The organism is Streptomyces sp. NPDC042102, assembly GCF_055582305.1.
Genome location: NZ_JBVJDL010000014.1, coordinates 18,487 through 39,058, shown reverse-complemented (window position 1 = coordinate 39,058; position 20,572 = coordinate 18,487). Strand labels below are relative to the sequence as shown.

13 protein-coding genes are annotated in these 20,572 nt (G+C 74.5%); 4 read left to right on the top strand and 9 right to left on the bottom strand.

All coding sequences use genetic code 11. The annotated features are described in order from the left end of the window. Positions 1–65: 65 nt before the first annotated feature. The 3 genes from ACZ6KO_RS31655 to ACZ6KO_RS31645 all read right to left on the bottom strand — a co-directional run bounded on the left by ACZ6KO_RS31655 (position 66) and on the right by ACZ6KO_RS31645 (position 5,571). Positions 66–3,179: a helix-turn-helix transcriptional regulator gene (locus ACZ6KO_RS31655; protein ID WP_469307422.1), complete on the bottom strand. Its 3,114-nt coding sequence runs from the start codon at positions 3,177–3,179 to the stop codon at positions 66–68. A 128-nt stretch (positions 3,180–3,307) separates the two neighbouring features. Then, entirely contained in the window at positions 3,308–4,138 is an 831-nt protein-coding gene (locus ACZ6KO_RS31650) for a metallophosphoesterase family protein (protein ID WP_469307421.1), read from the bottom strand. 11 nt (positions 4,139–4,149) lie between these two features. After that, entirely contained in the window at positions 4,150–5,571 is a 1,422-nt protein-coding gene (locus tag ACZ6KO_RS31645; RefSeq protein ID WP_469307420.1) for an NAD(P)/FAD-dependent oxidoreductase, read from the bottom strand. A 273-nt stretch (positions 5,572–5,844) separates the two neighbouring features. Between ACZ6KO_RS31645 and ACZ6KO_RS31640 the strand changes: the two genes are divergently transcribed. Beyond that, on the top strand, positions 5,845–6,288 hold the full coding sequence (locus tag ACZ6KO_RS31640) for a nuclear transport factor 2 family protein (RefSeq protein WP_469307419.1): 444 nt from the start codon (positions 5,845–5,847) through the stop codon (positions 6,286–6,288). A gap of 22 nt (positions 6,289–6,310) precedes the next feature. Continuing rightward, positions 6,311–6,760 carry a nuclear transport factor 2 family protein gene (locus ACZ6KO_RS31635; RefSeq protein ID WP_469307418.1) on the top strand — a complete coding sequence of 150 codons (450 nt, stop codon included), beginning with the start codon at positions 6,311–6,313 and terminating at the stop codon, positions 6,758–6,760. A 97-nt stretch (positions 6,761–6,857) separates the two neighbouring features. Here the strand turns inward: ACZ6KO_RS31635 and ACZ6KO_RS31630 are convergent, their stop codons facing one another. Both ACZ6KO_RS31630 and ACZ6KO_RS31625 read right to left on the bottom strand, forming a co-directional pair. Beyond that, positions 6,858–8,486, bottom strand: coding sequence for an ABC transporter permease (locus tag ACZ6KO_RS31630; RefSeq protein ID WP_469307417.1), 1,629 nt, complete (start codon positions 8,484–8,486; stop codon positions 6,858–6,860). Next, a complete protein-coding gene (locus ACZ6KO_RS31625) occupies positions 8,483–9,433 on the bottom strand; it encodes an ABC transporter ATP-binding protein (RefSeq protein ID WP_469307416.1) in 951 nt (316 codons plus the stop codon). The genes ACZ6KO_RS31630 and ACZ6KO_RS31625 overlap by 4 nt, the downstream gene beginning before the upstream one ends. A gap of 239 nt (positions 9,434–9,672) precedes the next feature. Here ACZ6KO_RS31625 and ACZ6KO_RS31620 point away from each other — a divergent pair, with 239 nt between their 5' ends. Continuing rightward, complete coding sequence (locus ACZ6KO_RS31620) at positions 9,673–10,893, top strand: cytochrome P450 (protein WP_469307415.1); 1,221 nt, start codon at positions 9,673–9,675, stop codon at positions 10,891–10,893. Positions 10,894–10,918: 25 nt separating this feature from the next. Further along, a complete protein-coding gene (locus ACZ6KO_RS31615) occupies positions 10,919–11,164 on the top strand; it encodes a ferredoxin (RefSeq protein WP_469307414.1) in 246 nt (81 codons plus the stop codon). A gap of 137 nt (positions 11,165–11,301) precedes the next feature. Here the strand turns inward: ACZ6KO_RS31615 and ACZ6KO_RS31610 are convergent, their stop codons facing one another. The 4 genes from ACZ6KO_RS31610 to ACZ6KO_RS31595 form a co-directional block, all read right to left on the bottom strand. Beyond that, positions 11,302–12,123, bottom strand: coding sequence for a class I SAM-dependent methyltransferase (locus ACZ6KO_RS31610; RefSeq protein WP_469307413.1), 822 nt, complete (start codon positions 12,121–12,123; stop codon positions 11,302–11,304). Positions 12,124–12,189: 66 nt separating this feature from the next. Beyond that, on the bottom strand, positions 12,190–12,972 hold the full coding sequence (locus tag ACZ6KO_RS31605; protein ID WP_469307412.1) for a thioesterase II family protein: 783 nt from the start codon (positions 12,970–12,972) through the stop codon (positions 12,190–12,192). Positions 12,973–13,038: 66 nt separating this feature from the next. Then, positions 13,039–13,425 carry a nuclear transport factor 2 family protein gene (locus ACZ6KO_RS31600; protein ID WP_219667159.1) on the bottom strand — a complete coding sequence of 129 codons (387 nt, stop codon included), beginning with the start codon at positions 13,423–13,425 and terminating at the stop codon, positions 13,039–13,041. A gap of 235 nt (positions 13,426–13,660) precedes the next feature. Next, positions 13,661–20,566 carry a type I polyketide synthase gene (locus tag ACZ6KO_RS31595; protein WP_469307411.1) on the bottom strand — a complete coding sequence of 2,302 codons (6,906 nt, stop codon included), beginning with the start codon at positions 20,564–20,566 and terminating at the stop codon, positions 13,661–13,663. Between the last annotated feature and the right edge of the window lie 6 nt (positions 20,567–20,572).

Sequence of the window (20,572 nt, the reverse complement as noted above, 5' to 3'; positions counted from 1 at the left end):
ACCGTGCCCCTCCCCCTGCCGGCCCCCGGACCGACCCCTGTTGTCGGGGCCCGCGGCTGGAATGGTCACGCCGGTACCGAGCCGGGGAAGGCGCCTTCGAGGGACTCGAACTGGAGGTCCATGGGCAGGTCCTGGCGGCGGGAGATGCCCAGCTTGCGGTAGGCCCGGGTGAGGTGCTGCTCGACGGTGCTGACGGTGATGTAGAGCTTCCCGGAGATCTCCCGGTTGGTGTAGCCGTACGCGGCCAGGGCCGCCACCCGCCGCTCGGACTCGCTGAGCTGCTCGGTCTCGGCCGGGGCGGGGTCGGCGGCGGAGCGGTGCGCGGGGGCCGGGCGCTGCTCGGGGCCGGACTGGCCGGGCAGGATCTGCTCGCACAGCGGCAGGGCTCCGCAGTCGGCGGCCAGGTGCCAGGCACGGCGGGTGACCATGCCGGCGCGGGTGCCCTCGCCGAGCAGCAGCAGGGCGCGGCCGAGGTCGGCGAGGGCCTTGGCGAGTTCCAGCCGGTCGCCGGAGCGGCGCAGTTCGTCGACGGCGCGGGTCAGCAGCTTGGGGCGCTGGCGCAGTTCGGTGGTGGCGGCGCGCAGCCGCAGGGAGACACCGCGCACGCGCGGGCTGCGGACGCCGGCTCCGGCGAGCTGTTCCACGACGAACCGCTCGGCCTGCCGGTGTTCGCCCAGCCGGAGCAGGGCCTCGGCGGCGTCGGTGCGCCAGGGCAGCTGGCGGGGCCGGTCCAGGCCCCAGCTCTGGGCGAGCCGGCCGGCGTCGAGGAACTCGCCGAGGGCGGCCCGGTGGCGGTGGGTGGCCAGGTAGTAGTGGCCGCGCGCCCGCAGGTAGCCCAGGGCGTAGACGCTGGAGAAGAGTTCCTCGGGTACGGGCATCTGCAGCCGGCGGGCCACGGCGTCGTACTGGCCCATGGCGGTCTGGGCGGTGATGAGGGTGGCGAGCGGGCCGAAGAGGAACAGCCCGCCGCGGTCGGCGACGCCGTCGGCGGCGGCCTCGGCCTCGCGGGCGGCGCCGGCCAGGTCGCCCAGGCGCAGCAGCGCCTCGGAGTGGACGAGGCCGAAGACGGAGCGCCAGCCGGTGTGGGGCGCTGCGGCCTGGAGGCGCTGGCACCAGACGGCGGCCCGGTCGGGCCGGTCGGTGTGCACGAGGGTGCGGACGGCCTGGACGATCGGGTCGAAGGTGGCGTGCGCGAGCGGGGTGCCCTTGAGCAGGCGCTCGGCGGCCTGCTCGTCGCCGTCGTGGTCGGGGTGGGTCCACAGGGCCGCGGAGGAACGCAGCTCGGCGGTGGCGCCGCGACCGGCGCTCTCGGCGGCCGTGGCCGCGGCCGCGGCGGGGGCGGCGGCGGATACGGGGGACGAGGCCCCGGTGGGCGGCAGGGCGAACAGCTCGCGCAGCGGGTCCTCGCGGGTGGCGCGGGCGGCGGCGCGCGGGTCGGCCGCGTGCTCGAGGGCGAGGGCGGCGTCCTCGATCCGGCCCTGGGCGACCAGCAGCCGGGCGAGCCGGCCGGCGCGGGCGGCCCCGAGGGCGCCGGCGCGCAGGGCCGCCAGCGGGGCGTCCAGGTGGCGTTCGGCGGCGGCGGGGTGCCGGCGCCAGGTGACGGCGGCCATCTGGAGGTCGATCTCCCAGCCGGCCTGGTCGTCGGTGCACAGGGTGCGGGCCAGTTCGAGGAAGGCGGCGGCCCGCTCGCAGTCCTCGGTGGTGACGAGCACCTGGAGGGCGGCGTCGCGCAGCACCCGGGACGGCCAGGCGCCGCCGGGGAGTTCGGCGGGTCCGGCGCCGGCGGCGCGGGCGGCGAGCAGCTGGCCGGCGACGGCCACGGCGCGGGCGCCCGCCTCGTGCAGCACGGCGGCGGCGTCCGCGCGCAGCCGGGCGAGTTCGGTACGGGGGGTGGCGTCGAGGACGGCGGCGACGACGGCCGGGTGGCGCAGCAGACCGCCCTCGGTCAGCCCGGCGGCCTCCAGGGCCCCGGTGGCGCGCGCCGCGGCGGTGGCGCTCACGACGGCGAGCCGCGCGGCCGCCTCGGGCTCGGCGTCCTCCCCGAGCACGGCGAGCGCGGTGGCCAGCCGGCGCGAGACGACCCCGCCCCGGTGCAGACAGGTCAGCGCGGCCTGGGCGAAGGGCCCCCCGGGGACGGGCTCGAGCCCGGGCAGCACGCCACCCGCGGCGGGGACGTCCGGGCCGGGGCCGCCGGCGGTGGGGACGCCGGCGGTGGGGACGCCGGCGGTGGGGGTACCCCGGCCCGGAACGCCGGCGGTGGGGGTACCCCGGCCCGGAACGCCGGCGGTGGGGGTACCCCGGCCCGGAACGCCGGCGGTGGGGACACCGGCAGTGGAGACACCGGCGGTGGGGTCGCCGGCAGTGGGGGTGCCCCGGCCCAAGACGCCGGCCGTGGGGGTGTCCCGGCCCGGAACGCCGGCGGTGAGCGTGCCGACGGTGGGGACGCCGGCCGTGGGGGTGTCGGCCCCGGCCGGGGCGGGCACGGCCGGTCGGTGGTCCGTCGGCGCCGGGGGCGTCGCGGTCCGTTCGCTCAGGAGGGCGCGCAGGAGGAGGGGGTTGCCGCCCGTGGCCGCGTGGAGGGGGGCCGTCGTGGCCGCGTCGGCCGGGGTGCCGGTCAGGAGGGTGGTCAGTTCGGCGGTGCCCGCCGGGTCCAGCCGGCCCAGCGTGACACGGGTGAAGCCGGGGTGGCGCAGGAACTCGGTGCGGGCCAGCGGGCTGCCGGCGTGCTCCTGCGGCGTGTCGGCCAGCACGAGCAGCAGCGGTGCGCTGCGCACGGTACGGGCCGCGTCCAGGAGCCTGTCGAGGGAGGCCGTGTCCGTCAGGTGCAGGTCGTCGACGCACACCACGACCGGGCCCCGCGCGGTGGCGGCGCACAGCGCGCGGGTGAACTCGGCGCCGCTGAGCTCGCCCTGGTGGGCGCCGGGGACGATGTCCTCGGGCAGTCCGGCGGTCAGCTGGCGCAGGACCCCGTACGGCACGTCGCGGTCGTGGACGCTGCCGGCGCCGCGCAGTACGAGCGCGCCGCGCCGGGCGGCGGTCTCGGCCACGTGGACGAGCATCTCCGTCTTGCCGCAGCCGACGGCCCCCTCCAGGAGGACGACGCCCGCGTTCGCGGTCGTACACGTTCCGAGTGCCGCGTCCAGCTGCGCGTAGACCTCGTTCCGGCCAATGAGCCTCATCGTCCGCCCCCGTTCGCATCGCTGTGCCTCAGCCGCTGCAAACGATGCCTTGAGCAGGGGGGAAGCAGGGGGCGATGAGGGTGTCCACAAGTTGCCCGGCAGGAACTGTCGCCCCTGGATCCGGCCGTTCAGCCCGCGAACACCACCCGGGGGGCGGGGAGCGGAATCCCGGGCCGGGACCACTCGCGGGGGTAGCCGAGCGAGACCTCCTCGAAGCGGACTCCGTCGTGCCAGGTGGTGGCGGGGATGTGCAGGTGCCCGTGGACGACCGCCCGGGTGGGGAAGCGCCGGTGCCAGTCGGCGGTGCGCACGGTGCCGCACCAGGGGGCGAACTCGGGGTGGCGCAGCCGCTCGGTCGGGGCCCGCAGCAGCGGGAAGTGGTTGACCAGGACCAGCGGGAGGTCCGCGTCGCACGCGGCCAGGCGCTGTTCGGCGGCCTCGACCCGGGCCGCGCACCAGGCCTCGCGGCTGGGGTAGGGGTCGGGGTGGAGCAGGAACTCGTCGTTGCACACGACGCCGGCCCGGTGGGCCCGTTCGAGGGCCTCGGCCCGGTCGCGGGCGCCCTCGGGGCGGAAGGAGTAGTCGTAGAGCAGGAACAGGGGGGCCACGACCAGCGGGCCGCCCGGGCCGTTCCACACCGGGTAGGGGTCCTCGGGCGTACGGACGCCCAGGCTCCGGCACAGGTCGACCAGGTACCGGTAGCGGGCCTCGCCGCGCAGCTGGACCGGGTCGTCGTACGGGGTCCACAGCTCGTGGTTGCCGGGCGCCCAGACGACCTGGGCGAACCGCCCGGCGAGCAGCTCCAGGGTGGCCTCGACGTCGGCCACCAGCTCCGCCACGTCGCCCGCCACGATGAGCCAGTCGGCGTCGGAGCCGGGGCGCAGGGCCTCGACCACGCGCCGGTTGGCGGGGTGGGCGACGTGGAGGTCGCTGATGGCCAGCAGACTGCCGTGCGGCATCCGCCGGGTGCCTACGCGCCGGTGAGCGCGGGGGCGGCGTCGCCCTCCAGGACGGCCCGCTCGGCGTCGGAGAACGGCGGTCCGTCGAGCTCGGTGCGCTGCCCGGCCTTGCGCAGGGCGGCGACCAGGTGCGGGGACTCCAGGCTGGAGACCGGCGCGGCGAGCGCGGTGACCTGCATGGCGGCCGCGCTGACGACCGGGTCGTGGAGTGCGGCGGTGCCGAGCAGGTCGGCGAAGGCCTGCGCGTCCTGGGCGCGCGGGGTGATCCGCGGGTCCTTGGCGTGGTTGCGGGTCCCCGGGTAGCAGATGTCCTGGGTGGTGGCCAGCAGCCACGGGTCGTCGACGACCTTGGCGACGGCGTGCCGGGCGGCGTCGGCGGTGCCCTCCGCCAGGCCGTGCCGGGTCAGTTCGGTGTCCAGGGCTCGGGCGCTGAGGGCCGCGCAGCTCATGCCGTGACCGTAGACGGGGTTGAAGGCGGCCAGCGCGTCGCCCATCACCAGCAGCCCGGCGGGCCAGGTCGCCAGCCGCTCGTAGTAGCGGCGGCGGTTGACGGTGGAGCGGGAGCCCTGGACCGGGCCGAGGGGTTCGGCACGCTCCAGGAGGTCGGCGATGACGGGGTGGCGCAGGTTCCGGGCGAAGCCGAGGAACGCGTCGTCGTCGGTGGGCGGTTCGCCGCCGCGGGTACCGGCGAGCGTGACGAGCCAGCGGCCGCCCTCGATGGGGACGAGCGCGCCGTTCTGGCCGGGCCGGCCGGTGCCGGGGGCGGCGGCGACGTTGACCATGGGGAAGGTCGAGGGGGTGCCGGCGGGGGCGGCGTAGATGCGGGTGGCGTAGGCGATGCCGGTGTCGACGACGTCCTCCTCGACCTCGGGCAGGCCGAGGGCGGGCAGCCACTTGAGGGTCTGCGAGGGGCGGCCGCCGGTGTCGACGACGAAGTCGGCGGCCAGCTCGCTCTCCTGGCCGTCCTTGGTGCGGACGCGCACTCCGGTGACGCGCTCGGCGGATCCGGTCAGGCCGGTGGCGTCGGTCTGCTGGAGGACCTCGATCCTCGGGTTCGCCAGGGTCTGCTCGCGCACGACCCAGTCGAGCAGCGCGCGGCTGGCGGTGATCATGAACTGGCTGCCGGGGAAGCGGGTCTGCCAGCCGTACGGCGTGTACCAGACGATGTCGCGCGGCAGGTGCAGGCGGTGGGCGCCGGCGTCGGCCAGGGCCTTCAGGGTGCCCGGGAGCAGGGACTCGATGGCGCGGGCGCCGCCGGACCAGAGCAGGTGGGCGTGGCGGGCCTGGGGCACGCCCTTGCGCAGTTCGGGCCCGTCGGGGAAGACGTCCCGTTCCACCACGGTGACGCGGTCCACGTGCCGTGCGAGCACCGCGGATGCCAGCATCCCGGCGAGGCCGCCGCCGAGGACTACGGCGCGTGTTTCTGCGGTCATGAGTGCGTGACCCTTCCGTCCGTCAGACGTCTTGCGCACAGGTGCGGAAATTACCGGAACCGCGATGATCCCGGCGATCCCGGGGATCGACGGAAATCCAGGAATCCGGAAATCAAAGGAATCCCCGGGCCTGCACGAATTCGCGATCCCCGCGACGCTAGCACTCACCGGCAAGCGCCTGAACCCCTATCAACCCCTATGAAATCCGGCGGCTATGGCGGGACGCGCGAGGCCGCGGCCACCATGGAGAAGCCTGCCGAAAGGAGAGAATTCATGCTGGACGAGGCGGCGCTGAAGGACCTGATTCTGGAACACACCCGACGGGTCAACGCGGGCGACGTGGAGGGGCTGCTGCGGCTGTACTCGCCGGACGTCCGTTTCGAGGACCCGGTGGGCGCCGGCGTGCAGCGCGGCCACGCGGCCCTGCGCGCGCACGCGCGGGGCGCCGTGACCAGCAACACCGTGGAGGTGCCCGGCACGCCGGTGGCGGCCCAGGACGGCCGGCACGCCGCCGTGCCGGTGGCCGCGACCATGGACTACCTGCCGCTGGGACCGGTGCTGACCCGGCACGGCGTGCTGCCCACGCCCGCCGATCCGGCGCGCCAGCGGATGCTGTTCCGCTTCGTGATGGTCGTCCGGGCCGGCGAGGACGGGCTGATCGAGGACATGAGGGCCTACTGGGGGGCGAGCGACGTCTCCCTCGTCGACGCGGCATGACGCCGGGGGAGGACTGAGGAGAATGCTGGACGAGGCGACGCGCAAGGAACTCGCGCTGGAGCACTGCCGGCGCATGAGCAGCGGGAATGTGGACCGCATGCTCGAGCTGTACACGAAGGACGTCCGTTTCGAGGACCCGGTCGGTTCGGTCCCGATGATCGGGCACGACGCATTGCGGGTGCATTTCCAGCGGGCCGCGGAAGCGAAGACGGTGGACGTGGCGGGGGTTCCGGTCGCCGCCCAGGACGGGCTGCACGTGGCCATTCCGGTGTCCGTCTACATGAATTACCTGCCGCTGGGGCCGGCGCTGACGAAGCACGGCTATCTGGACAAGCCGGCCGATCCGTTCCGCAAGCGCATCAAGTTCGCGCTCACGAGCATCTTCCGGACCGGTTCCCACGGTCTGATCGAGGCCGTGTGGGTGTACTGGGGCAAGTCGGACCTGTCGCTGCTGGACCCGGGCCAGGAGTAGCGCCCGCCCCCGCGCACGTACGCGCGCACGCACGTGAGCCGTCCGTACCGGAAGGAGTTTCCGGTGCGGACGGCTCACGCATGACGGGTGCGGCCGGTCAGGCGGCCAGGTCACGCCGTCCGAACAGGGCGGTGCCCGCCCACAGCAGGCCCGCGGCCACGACGGTCAGCGCCACCAGCGGCAGCACCTCGGCGTCCACCGCCGGCAGCGCCGGCAGGTGGCTGAACGGCGAGATGTCGCGCACCGCCTGGGGGAGCTTCAGCAGGCCGCCGAGCTGGCCGACGACCAGGCACAGGGCGAGCGCGCCCCATGCGGCGCCGGAGGTGGCCCCGGGCAGGATGCCGAAGACCAGCACCACGACACCGGCGATCACCAGGACCGCGGGCGCCTGGACCAGGGCGGCGCCCACGAGGTCGGCGACCCCGCCGCCGACGTCGCCCGCGGCGGCGCCGTACGTCAGGCCCGCGGCGAGTCCGGCGACGAGCAGCAGGACCAGCGAGCCGGCGACCGCGACGACCACGTGGCTGGCGACCCAGCGGCCGCGCCCGATGGCGGTGGCGAGCAGGGACTCCAGGCGCCCGGAGGTCTCCTCGGCGCGCAGCCGCAGCAGCGCCTGCACCACGAAGCCGGCCGTGATCGCGCCGACCATGACCATCATGGACGCGAAGAACGTGTCCACCGGGTCGCCGCCGGAGCCGCCGATCCTGCCGAGGGTCTCGGTGAGGGCGGCGTTGTCCCCCAGCGCTTCGCCCGCGGACTTGCCCATGCCGCCGATGACGGCGCCGAGCACGGCGATCCCCAGCGCCCAGCCGATGAGCGCGCCGCGGTGCAGCCGCCGGGCCAGTCCGTACGCGCCCAGCAGGCCGGGAGCGGCGGCGGCCGGACCGGGCTTGTCCTGGAGGACGCCGGCACCGAGGTCCCGGCCCTCGGACAGGCGCAGCGCGAACGCGGCGGCCAGGCCGAAGAAGACCAGCGGGACCGCGAGGACCCACCAGTTGTCCGCCCCGAAGGGGGCGGCCTGCTGGGCCCAGCCGATCGGCGAGAGCCACGCGAGCCAGGAGCTCTCCACGGCCGTGCCCGAGGCGTTGACCTCTCCCCCGGCGTCGGCGATGCCGCGGATCAGGAACGCGGCGCCGACGACCGCGCCGGCCAGCGAGTTGGCACCGCGCGCGGTGCCGGCCAGCTGGGCGGCGATCGCGGCCACGCCCGCGAAGGCGAGACCGGTCGCGGCGACGGCGGCGGCCGCCAGCAGCGAGGATCCGACGGCCAGGCCCGCCAGCGGCAGGACGATCCCGAGGAAGATGAACAGGCCTATGTTGGCCTGCAGGGCGAGCAGCAGGGCGGCCGCGAGGCCCGCCTGCCGGCCGACCGGGGCGGCGCCGACGAGCTCGGCGCGGCCGCTCTCCTCGTTCTGCCGGGTGTGCCGTACGACGGCGAAGGTGCTCATGAGCGCGGCCAGCACGCACAGGAACGTGAAGGACTGCACCATGGCGAGGGTGCCCTCGCCGGTGCCGACGGGCGCGCCGCGGGTCAGCAGCAGCGCCGGGTTGTCGGTGAGCAGCTTGACGGCCTCGGTGCGCGCCGCCTCGTCCTTGTACGTCTTGCCGACGCTGCTCGCGGCGCTGTAGGCGAGCGCCGCGGTGCCGTAGAGCCACACCGACAGCTGGATACGGTCTCTGCGGACCGCCAGCTTCAGCAGTGGCCGGGTGTTGGCGTACTGGCTCATCGCGCGCCCGCTCCCGCCGTGGCGCGCCCGGCCTTCGCGGCCGTGGCCTCGTCGCCCTGGTCGCCGTAGTGGCGCATGAAGAGCTCCTCCAGGGTGGGCGGGGTGCTGGTGAGCGCGCGCACGCCGAAGGGGGTGACGTGCGCGAGCACGGCGCCGAGCTGGCCGTTGTCGACGTCGAAGGTCAGCCGGCTGCCCTCGGCGCGGACGTTGTGGACGCCGGCCAGGGACTCCACGCCGGTGACCGGGTGCTCGGACTCGACGGCGAGCGAGGTGCGCGTGAGGTGGCGCAGCTCGGCGAGGGTGCCGGACTCCACGGTGCGGCCCTTGCGGATGATGGAGACGCGGTCGCAGAGGGTCTCGACCTCGCTGAGGATGTGCGAGGAGAGCAGGACCGTGCGGCCCTGGGCCTTGACCTCGGCGACGCTCTGCTGGAAGACGGCCTCCATCAGCGGGTCGAGGCCGGAGGTCGGCTCGTCGAGGATGAGCAGCTCCGCGTCGGAGGCGAAGGCGGCGACGAGCGCGACCTTCTGCCGGTTGCCCTTGGAGTAGGTGCGGCCCTTCTTGCTCGGGTCGAGCTGGAAGCGCTCGATCAGCTGCCCCCGGCGGTCCTTGTCGAGCCCGCCGCGCAGGGCGCCGAGGGTGTCGATCGCCTCGCCGCCGGTGAGGTTGCGCCACAGGCTCACGTCGCCGGGCACGTAGGCGAGCCGTTGGTGCACCTCGACGGCGTCGGCCCAGGGGTTCTTGCCGAGGAGGGTGGCCTTGCCGCCGTCCAGCTTCAGCAGGCCCAGCAGGGCGCGGATGGTGGTGGACTTGCCGGCCCCGTTGGGGCCCAGGAAGCCGTGCACCTCACCCCTGCGGACCGTCAGGTCGAGCCCGTCGAGGGCGCGGAACCTGCCGAAGGTCTTGATGAGTCCTGCTGCGGCGATTGCGTTCTCGCTGAGCGCCACCGCACACCACCTTTCACGATGTCGTGTTCATCGGATTCGTCGTCCGTGCGACTCCGAAGACGACGGCACCGCGGCCCTGTTGCGGCCCCGGCCAGGATTCCGCGCGGCCCCTTGCGGGAGCAATGTCAGGGCATGCGGAGGGTCGGATTCAGGGGTGCGTACGGGTATCGGGTAGGGGTTGACCCGCCCTTGGCGCTTCCCGACCGTTGTAGGGCACACGGAAAAGATGAGGGAGTGTCATGTCTACCGTCACCATCGACCCCCAGATGGTTGCCGCCTTACGGAATTTCCCCTTCACCCCGATCCGCGGGCTCGAGATCGAGCCGATTCTCGAGGACTTGCGCAGACAGGAACCGGTCAGCCGGATCACCCTCCCGTACGGCGGGGACGCCTGGCTGGTCACCCGCTACGAGGACGTCCGGGCCGCCCTCGCCGACCCCCGGCTCAGCCGCGCGGCGGTGGTCAACGCCGATGTGCCGCGCCGGCAGGAGATGCAGGTGGGGCCCGAGGGCATCATGTACATGGACCCGCCCAACCATTCACGACTGCGACGGCTGCTCACCAAGGCCTTCACCAAGCGGCGGGTGGAGCAGCTGCGGCCGCGCGTCGAGGAGATCGCGGCGGAGCTGGCCGGAAACCTCGCCTCCGCCGGCTCCCCCGGTGACCTGGTCACCCACTATTCCTGGCCACTGCCGACGCGGGTCATCTGCGAGCTGCTGGGCGTCCCGTACAAGGACCGCGAGATCTTCCGGCGCGGCGCGGACGCCCTGATGCAGGGCGACACCCTGCCGCACCACGAGTTCACCGCCCGCATCAACGAACTCTGCTTCTACATCATGGAGCTCATCGGGCAGCGGCGGGCACGGCCCACCGACGACATGCTGAGCGCGCTGGTCCAGGCGCGGGACGAGGGCGACCGCCTCTCCGAGCAGGAGCTGGTCTCGCTGACCGTCGTCCTGCTGGCCGGGGGCCACGAGACGACCGCCAACCAGATCACCAACTTCGTCTACACGCTGCTGCGCCACCCACGGCAGCTGGCCCTGCTGCGCGAACGGCCGGAGCTGCTGCCCCGGGCGGTGGACGAGCTGATGCGCTACATCCCGCTCGGCACCGGCCACCACGCGGCGATGATCGCCACGGAGGAGCTGGAGATCGGCGGGACGACGATCCGCGAGGGCGAGGCGGTGTACGTCCACATCCACTCGGCCAACCGCGACGCCACGGTCTTCGCGCACCCGGACCGGCTGGACCTGACCCGTGAGGACAACCATCACATGGGATTCGGACACGGTGTCCACTTCTGCGTCGGGGCGCAGCTGGCGCGGATGGAACTCGCCGTGGCCGTCCAGGCCCTGCTGGACCGGTTCCCCACGCTGGAGCTGGGGATCGAGGACGACGCCATCGCCTGGCGCGCCAGCCTGCTGGTACGGGGACCCCTGGCACTGCCGGTCCGCTGGTGAACGAACAGGACAGAAAGGAAACACGATGACGACCGAGACCCTGGAGCGGACGCGCTGGCAGATCAGCGTGGACCGGGCCGCCTGCACCGGCACGGGCATGTGCGTGCACGCCGCGCCGGCCTTCTTCACGCTGGTGGAGGGCAAGGCGCAGGCCCGGTGCGCGTCGGCGCCGGCCGACGACCGGCTGCTGGACGCCGCCCTGAACTGCCCGGTGGAGGCCATCCGCCTGACCGAGGTGGGCACCGGGACGGTGATCGCGCCCGAGCTGTGAGGACGTGAGGACGTGGGAAAGAGGCAGGGCCCGGGAGCCGATACGGCTCCCGGGCCCTGCCTCTTGCGCCTTGCGCCTTGCGCCTTGCGCCTTGCGCCTTGCGGGCGGCAGCCATCGGGCTGCGGCCTGCGGGCGGATCAGAAGGTGTAGCGCATCACGCGGTTGTACTTCCGCAGCACCGGGATGGCGTTCATGATCTTGCACATGATCCGCGAGGTCCACGGCATGTGCGACACGTAGGGGGAGTCGGTGAAGGTCCACTCCATCCTGTGCTCGATCCGCGGGTCCCACTGCTCCAGGGACTTGGGGTCCTCCAGGCCCCACACGAAGCGGTGGCCGGTCGCCTTGACCGTCCAGTGCTTGTTCATCGCCTTCACCGAGAACGGCGTGTACGCGTCGAAGAGCAGCTCGCCCGTGGGGAAACGGCCGGTGATCCGGGTGATGAGGTCGCGCACCTGGTCCTCGGTGAAGTACACCAGGACGCCCTCGGCGACGACGAGGACCGGGCGGTCGGCCGGGATCTCCTCCAGCCAGTCCGGGTCCAGGGCGGAGGCGCCGATGACGTGGTGGTGGTCGCGCTCGGGGAACAGGTCCCGGTAGAGCTGCGCGACCTCGGGCAGGTCCAGGTCGTACCACTCGACGTCGGCCGACGGGTCGATGCGGAAGACGCGGCCGTCGAGGCCGGCACCGAGGTGGAGGACGACGGAGCGCGGGTTGCGCCGCAGGAAGTCCTGCACCCAGCGGTCCACCTCCTTGCCGCGGATCGCGAGCGAGATCGCGTCGTCGTCGCGCATCTTCAGCTGGGTCTTCAGCTCGTCGTAGTCCTCGATGGACTCGACCGCGCGGACGGCGAGGCGGTCGCCCAGGATCGGACGGCCCGACTTGGCGTCGTGGGCCCGCGAGTAGAGGGCGACGAGCAGGTTTCTCGTCTCCGCGGTGAACTGCACCTTGGTCTGCATGGGGACACCCATCTCGGAACGTTTCGGTCGGGGTACGGGCGGGCGGCCCGGCGCGTGGGGGCGCGGTCAGCGCACCGCCGGGACCGCGGTGAACGCGGCGAGGTCCTCCGCGACCGCCTCCGTCACGCCGGCCGCCTGCGGGGTGAGGTAGAAGTGCCCGCCGGGGAAGCTGCGGAAGCTGAAGGCGCCACTGGTCAGCTCCTGCCAGCGGCGCGCCTCCTCCAGGCTGACGCGGGGGTCCGACTCACCGGTGAGCACGCTGACGGGGCAGCGCAGCACCGGGCCGGGCTCCTGCGGCCGGAAGCGGTAGGTCTCGATGGCCTTGTAGTCGCTGCGGATGGCCGGCAGGACCATGCGCAGCAGCTCCTCGTCGGCCAGCAGGCCCGCGTCGGTGCCGGCCAGCGCCCGGATCTCGGCGATCAGGGCGTCGTCGCCGCGCGTGTGCACGTTCTCCTCGCGGTGGACCAGCGGCGAGCGGCGCCCGGAGGCGATCAGGCCGAGCAGCGGAGCGCCCTCGGCCTCGTAGCGCTGGGCCAGTTCGAAGGAGAGCACCGCGCCCATGCTGTGGCCGAACAGCGCGAAGGGCTTGTCCGACCACGGCCGCAGCGCCCGGTGGATGGCCTCCACCAGATCGGGCACGTTGTCCAGGGTCGGCTCGGCGCGCCGGTCCTGGCGGCCGGGGTACTGCACGGCCAGCACCTCGGCCCGGCCGGCCAGGTTCTTGGCGAAGGGGAAGAAGAACGACGCGCTGCCGCCGGCGTGCGGCAGCACCACCAGGCGGTACGGCTGCTCGGGCGCGGGGTGGTATCGCCGGATCCACAGGTCGCTGTGCTCGTCCGGGGTGGTCATGTCCGTACCTCTCCTGGTTCGTGGTCGCCTGTGGGTGTGCACGCCGGGGCGGCGGGGCGGCAGGGTTCAGACGCCGATGTCGCTCATGCCCCAGAAGACGCGCATGTCCTCGATCAGGCCGTCGGCGTTGATGGTGAAGACGTCGACCGCGTTGATGTTCGTCCGGGTGCGGTTCGGGTCGAGGATGTTGGTCATCGTCGCGGCGACCGGTACGGCGACCTGCTTGCCGTCCTGGCCGACGGAGGCGTGGCCGGGGTTGACGGTGACCTCGGCGGCGACGTTGCTGTGGAAGTACTCGCGCTGGGCGGCGCGGCCGACGCGGGGCTCGCGGCCGACCGGGTCCTCGATCCGGGCGTCCTCGGTGAAGTGGGTGAGGATGGCGTCGATGTCGCCCTCGTTCACCTTGCGGAAGTACTCCGCGACGATCTCCTTGCGCTTCTGCTCGTCGAGCATGAGGGGTCCTTCCAGTCGTGAGTGACGTACGCGCGTGCGACGGTAGGGGCGTGTCTTAAAGCGACGCCAAAGGCTGCCCGGCGGGGCGGGCGTTGTGGGGCGGCAGCGTGTCCCGGCGGTGCCGGTCGACGTCGTGAGGCCGGTGCCCCTCGGCCCGCGGGGCTCCGCCCCACACCCCGCGCCTCAAACGCCGGCGAGGCTGGATCGGGGGCGCGGTACGGCCCGTGGGGGTGGGTCAGCCGAATATCCAGAAGCGTTCGCGCTGGAACGGGTACGTCGGCAGGTCCACGTGGCGGGCGGCGTCGGCGCCGTACACGGCGGCCCAGTCGACGGGCGCGCCGCCGACGTGGAAAGCCGCGGCCTGCGCGAGCGCGTACCGGGCGGCGTCGGCCGGGGCGTCCGTACCCGCGTCCCCCGCCGCGACCGCCGCCGACCAGGTGGCCGGGGCGTCCAGGGCGCCCAGGGGTTCGCCGGTGGCCGCGTCGAGCAGGGGGACGGACGGCGCGGTGAGGTCCACCGTGCGCAGGGTCCGCTCGAAGGACTGCGGGTCGTCTTCGGCGTACGCGGCCAGGAGCCGGGCCGCCTCGTCCAGGGACAGGGATCCGGCGGCGTGCGCCGCGGCCGCGAGGCCCGGTCCGGAGACCGTCAGGGCCTGCGGGGCCAGGCCCCAGTGCGCGGAGAGGCGGAACAGGGCCACCTCCTCCGCGAAGGCCTCGGCCGCCGGCGGGAACGGGCTCGCCAGGTGCACGCCGAGGTGCGTGCGGACCTCGTCCCACGCCTCGGCGAACACCGGCTGTGCGGCGTACAGACCGTCGGCGATCCCGCGTACGGCGCCGGTGAAGGCGATCCGCGCGTGGCCGGCGGTGACCACCCGGTCGTCGTCCCCGCCCTCCGCCGCGGCGGCCAGCGCCGCGGCCAGATCCTCGCGGCCCTCGGCGAGCACCACGGCGCGGTGCTCGAAGGCCGCCCGGCCGGTGGCCAGGGTGTAGCCGATGTCGGCGGGGTCGAGGGCGGGGTCCTCGGCGAGCGCGGCACTCAGCCGCGCCGCCTGGGCGCGCAGGGCGGCCCCGGTCCGGCCGGACAGCGGGACCGCGACCGGGCCGTCCCGCCGCACGCTGCCGACGGTGGCGACGGCGGCGGCGGGCGGCTCTTCCAGGATGAAGTGGGCCTGGGTGCCGCTGGCGCCGAGCGAGGAGACGCCGGCCCGGCGCGGCCGTCCCGTCTCGGGCCACGTGGTGGGCTCGGTGACCAGCCGGACGGCGCCGGCCGACCAGTCGACGCGGCTGGTGGGCTCCTTGACGTGCAGCATCTGCGGGATCCGGGCGTGCTCCAGCGACAGGACCGTCTTGATGATCCCGGCGACTCCGGAGGCGGACTGCGGGTGGCCGATGTTGGACTTCACCGTGGACAGCAGCAGCGGCCGGTCCTCGGGGCGGTCCTGGCCGTACGTGGCGAGCAGCGCCTCGGCCTCGATCGCGTCGCCGAGCGGGGTGCCGGTGCCGTGGCCCTCGACGGCGTCGACGTCCGGGCCGGCCAGGCCCGCGTCGGCCAGCGCCTGGCGGATCAGGCGCTGCTGGGACAGGCCGCTGGGGGCGGTCAGGCCGTTGCCCGCGCCGTGGTGGTTGACGGCGGAGCCGCGGACGACCGCGAGCACGCGGTGGCCCAGGCTCCGGGCCCGCGAGAGCCGTTCGACGACCACCATGGCGGCGCCCTCGCCCCAGCCGGTGCCGTCGGCGTCCTCGGAGTACGGCTTGCAGCGGCCGTCGGCCGCCGCGCCGCCCATGTGGTGCCAGGCGACCGGCGCGGACAGCACGGTGACACCGCCGGCCAGGGCCATGGCGCTCTCGCCGCGCCGCACCGACTGGACGGCCAGGTGCAGGGCGACGCCGGAGGAGGAGCAGCCGGTGTCGACGGTCAGGGTCGGGCCGTGGATGTCGAGGGCGTAGGCGACGCGGCCGGAGGCGATGGCGGGCGCGATGCCGCTGCCGAAGTGCGGCTCGCTCTCCTCGGGGATCCGCTCGGTGGGCAGGAAGCCCTGGTAGCCGACGCCGAGGTAGATGCCGATCTGCTCGTCGGTGACCCCGCGCGGGTCGACCCCGGCGCGCTCGAACGCCTCCCACGCGGTCTCCAGCAGGATCCGCTGCTGCGGGTCCAGGACCAGGGCCTCGGCCTCGGAGATGCCGAAGAAGGCGGCGTCGAACTCGCCGATGCCGCGCAGCAGTCCGGCCTGGCCGAGGGTCTTGACGGCCTGGAAGGACTCGGCGGGGTCGCTCGCCTCCGTCGCGTCCGTCGCGTCCGTGGGCTCGGCCAGGCGCCAGCCGCGGTCGCGGGGCAGGTCGCCGACGAGGTCCTCGCCCTCGGAGATCGCCCGCCACAACTGCTCGGGCGTCTCGATGCCGCCGGGCAGCCGGCAGCTCATGCCGACGATGACCACGGGGTCCTCGTCCGTCCCCGCGCCCGTACCGGCGCCGCCGGTGGCGGTGGCCGCGGGCTCCTCCGGGGCGCCGAGCAGTTCGGCGCCGAGGAAGCGGGCGAGCGCGGCGGGCGTGGGGTGGTCGTAGACCAGGGTCGCCGGGAGGGTCAGGCCGGTGGCGGCGGTGAGCCGGTTGCGCAGTTCGACGACGGTGAGGGAGTCGAAGCCGAGCTCCTTGAAGGCGCGCGAGGACTCGATCGCCGCGCCGTCGGCGTGGCCGAGGACCGCGGCTGCCTGAGCCCGGACGAGGTCGGTCAGCCGGGCGGTGCGCTCGGCCGGGGTGGCCGCGCGCAGGGTGCGGACCAGGTCGGAGGCCGCGTCGTCGGTGGCCGGGGCCGCCTCGGCCACGGGGGCCTTCGGCACCAGGGCGTCGATGAGGGCGCTGGTGCGCTCGGAGGTGAAGCCGGGGGCGAAGCGCGCCCAGTCCACGTCGGCGACGGCCACGAAGGTCTCGTCGTGCTCGACGGCCTGGACCATGGCGTTCAGGGCGAGTCCGGGGTCCATCTCGATGACGCCGCGGCGGCGCATGTACTCCTCGGCGCCGTCGAGTTCCATCATGCCGCCGCCGCCCCAGGCGCCCCAGGCCAGCGAGGTCGCGGTCAGGCCGCGGGCGCGGCGCCGCTCGGCGAGCGCGTCGAGGTAGGCGTTGGCGGAGGCGTACGCGGTGTGCCGCGCCGCGCCCCAGACACCGGAGTTGGAGGAGAACAGCACGAAGGCGTCCAGATCGGTGCCGTCGAGGAGGGCGTCGAGGTGGTCCGCGCCCGCCACCTTGGCGGCGGAGAGCTGCTCGAACTCCTCGGCCGGGGTCTCCCCGGCGAGCGTGTACTGCGGGACGCCGACGGCGTGGACGACGGCGGTCAGCGGCCGCTCGGCCGGGATCGCCGCGAGCAGCGCCTCGACCTGCGCGCGGTCGGCCATGTCACAGGCCGCGACGGTGACCTCGGCGCCCAGCTCCCGTATCTCCTCCGCCAGTTCGGCCGCACCCGGAGCCGCCGGCCCACGCCGGCTGGTCAGGACGACGTGCTCCGCACCGGTGGCCGCCATACGGCGGGCCACCTGCGCACCCACCCCACCCGTACCGCCAGTGACCAGCACCGTGCCGCGCGGCGTCCAGGAACGCACCGGCTCCCGGTCACCCAGCGGCGCACGCACCAGCCGCCGGCCGAGGATGCCGCTGGTGCGGATCGCGACCTGGTCCTCGTCGCCGTAGCCGCCGGAGAGCAGCCGGGCGAGCCGGGCCACGGCCCGGTCGTCGAGGGCGGGCGGCAGGTCGACCAGGCCGCCCCAGCTGCCGGGCTGTTCGAGGGCGACGACCCGGCCGAGGCCCCAGACGCGGGCCTGGGCCGGTACGGCGGGGGTGTCGGCCCGGCCGGCGGCGACGGCGCCGCGGGTGGCGGCCCAGTGCCGGGCGGTGATCCCCGCGTCGGCGAGGGCCTGGACGAGGACGTGGGTGGCCGTGGCCCCGTGGGCTTCGTCGAGGCCGAGGAGGGAGAGGACACCGCCGAGGCCCGGCAGGGCGGCCGTGGTCTCGGCGAGCCGGGCCGCGATCTCGGCGCGCCCGGCGGTGGGGTCGGTCTCCAGCACGACGGTGCCGGCGCCGTGGGCGGCGAGGCCGGCCGCGACCGTGCCGGCGGTGGAGCCGGCCGCCGCGCCCGCCGGGGTGACGATCAGCCAGGTGCCGTCCAGCGCTCCGGTGGATCCGGTGGCGGTCAGCGGGGCCCAGCTGACCTTGTAGCGCCAGGAGTCGACGGTGGCGTGGGCGCGGTGCCTGCGGCGCCAGTCGGCGAGGGCGGGCAGCAGCTCGCCGAGCGCGCGGCGCTCCTCCAGGTCGAGGGTGCCGGCCAGGGACTCCAGGTCCTCCGCCTCGACGGCGGCCCAGAACCGGGCCTCCGTCTCGTCGGCGGTGGGGGCGGCGGCGGGGGCCTCGGGGCGGATCGCGGCGGGCTTCAGCCAGTAGCTCTGGCGCTGGAAGGCGTACGTGGGCAGAGCCGTGGTGCGGGCGTCCCGGCCCGCGTACAGGGCGGTCCAGTCGACGCGGACGCCGCGGGTCCAGGCCGTGGCGAGCGAGGCCGTGAAGCGGGCGAGGCCGCCCTCGTCGCGGCGCAGGGTGCCGGTGGCGAGGATGTCGGCGCCTGCCGCGTCGGCGGTCTCGGTGAGGCCGTAGGTGAGGACCGGGTGGGCGCTGGACTCGATGAACGCCCGGAATCCCTCGGCGAGGAGGGTGCGGACGACGGGTTCGAAGGACACGGGCTGCCGGCAGTTCTCGTACCAGTAGGCGGCGGTCAGCTCCGGTCCTTCCAGGGCTTCGCCGGTGACGGTGGAGTAGAGCGGCACCGAGCCCTCACGCGGGCGTACGAAGGCCAGCAGGTCCAGGATCCGCTCCTTGAGCCGGTCCACCTGCGCACAGTGCGAGGCCACCGTCGAGGGAATCACCTTCGCCCGGACACCCTCCGCCTCCAGTACGGCGACCAGCTCCTCCAGCGGAGCCACCTCACCGGCCACGGTCACCGTGCCCGGACCGTTGATCCCCGCGATCGACAACGCGTCCCCGTACGGCGCGATCCGCGCCCGCACCGCGTCCGCACCCAGCGACACCGACGCCACCGCACCCCGGCCCACCAGCTCGTCCGCGAACAACTGCGACCGCAGCACCACGACCTTCGCCGCATCCTCGAGCGACAGCGCACCCGACACCGCCGCCGCCGCGATCTCACCCTGCGAATGACCCACCACCGCGTCCGGCACCACACCCGCCGCCCGCCACAGCTCGGCCAACGCGACCATCACCGTGAACAGCACCGGCTGGAGCACCTCGATACGGGTCAGCTCCGGAGCACCCTCACTCCCCCGCACCACGGACTCCACCGACCAGTCCACATACGCCTCGACCGCACCCGCCACCTCCGCGAACCGCGCCGCGAACACCGGCGACGAATCGAGGAGTTCCACCGCCATCCCCGCCCACTGCGAACCCTGACCGGGGAAGACGAACACCGTCTTGCCGCCGGTGTCCGCGATCCCGGTCGCCGCCGGGGCGTCCAGGGCGGCGAGGAGTTCCTCGCGGGAGGAACCGAGCACCACGGCGCGGTGCTCGAAGGCGGAGCGGGTGGTGGCCAGCGCCAGGCCGACGTCCTGCGGCCGGAGCGCGTCGTCGGAGCGGACGTACGCGCGCAGCCGGGCGGTCTGGGCCTCCAGCGCCGCCCGGCCCTTGCCGGAGAGGACCCAGGCGAGCGGGGCGCCGGTGCCGATGACGGCGGCGGGCCCGGTGCCCTCCGCCGGCTCCGGTGCGGTGTCCTGCGGCCCGTCCGGCTCGGGCGCGGCCTCCAGGATGGCGTGCGCGTTGGTGCCGCTGAGGCCGAAGGAGGACACGGCGGCCCGGCGCGGGTGGCCGGTCTCGGGCCAGGCACGGGACGCCAGGAGCAGTTCGACGTCCCCGGCGGACCAGTCGATGTGCGGCGAGGGCGCGTCGACGTGGAGGGTCCTGGGCAGGACGCCGTGCCGCAGCGACATGACGGTCTTGATGATGCCGCCGACGCCCGCCGCCGCCTGGGTGTGACCGATGTTGGACTTGATGGAGCCCAGCCACAGCGGCTGCCCCTCGGGGCGGCCCTGGCCGTACGTGGCCAGCAGGGCGTGGGCCTCGATGGGGTCGCCGAGGGTGGTGCCGGTGCCGTGCGCCTCGACCGCGTCGACCTCGTCGGCGGTGAGGCGGGCGTTGGCGAGGGCCTGGCGAATGACCTTCTGCTGGGCCTTGCCGCTGGGGGCGGTCAGCCCGTTGGAGGCGCCGTCCTGGTTGGTGGCCGTACCGCGGATCACGGCGAGGACCTCGTGGCCGTGGCGGCGGGCGTCGGAGAGCTTCTCCAGCAGGACCAGGCCGACGCCCTCGGAGAAGGAGGTGCCGTCGGCGGAGGCGGCGAAGGCCTTGCAGCGGCCGCTGAACGCCATGACGCCCTGGGCGCTGAAGCCCACGAAGAGACCCGGGGAGGCCATGACGGTGACCCCGCCGGCCAGGGCGAGCGAGCACTCGCCCTGGCGCAGCGCCTGGACCGCGAGGTGCACGGCGACCAGGGAGGAGGAGCAGGCGGTGTCGATGGTGACCGCCGGTCCCTCGAAGCCGTACGTGTAGGAGATCCGGCCGGAGATGACGCTGGCCACGGACCCGGTGACCAGGTGCCCCTCGGCGCCCTCGGCCTCGTCGCCGAGGCTCTGGGCGTACGAGGGCTGGGAGGCGCCGATGTAGACGCCGGTCCGGCTGCCCTTGAGCGTGTGCGGGTCGAACCCGCCGCGTTCCAGGGTCTCCCAGGAAGCCTCCAGCAGCAGGCGCTGCTGGGGGTCCATGGCCAGGGCCTCGCGGGGCGAGATCCCGAAGAAGGCGGCGTCGAACTCGTCGACGTCGGGCACGAAGGCGGCTTCCCGCACGGTGCCCGTGTCGCCGAGGTCCCAGCCCCGGTTGTCGGGGAACCCGGAGACGGCGTCCCCCTCCTTGGCGACGAACTCCCAGAGGTCTTCCGGGGATTCGATGCCACCGGGGAAGCGGCAGCTCATGGCGACGACGGCGATGGGCTCGTGCGGGGCGGCGGCCAGCTGCTGGTTCTGCCGGCGCAGCCGTTCCGTCTCCGTCAGCGACGCCCGCAGCGCTTCGACGACCTTTTCCGAGGGGGTACTCATGGATGA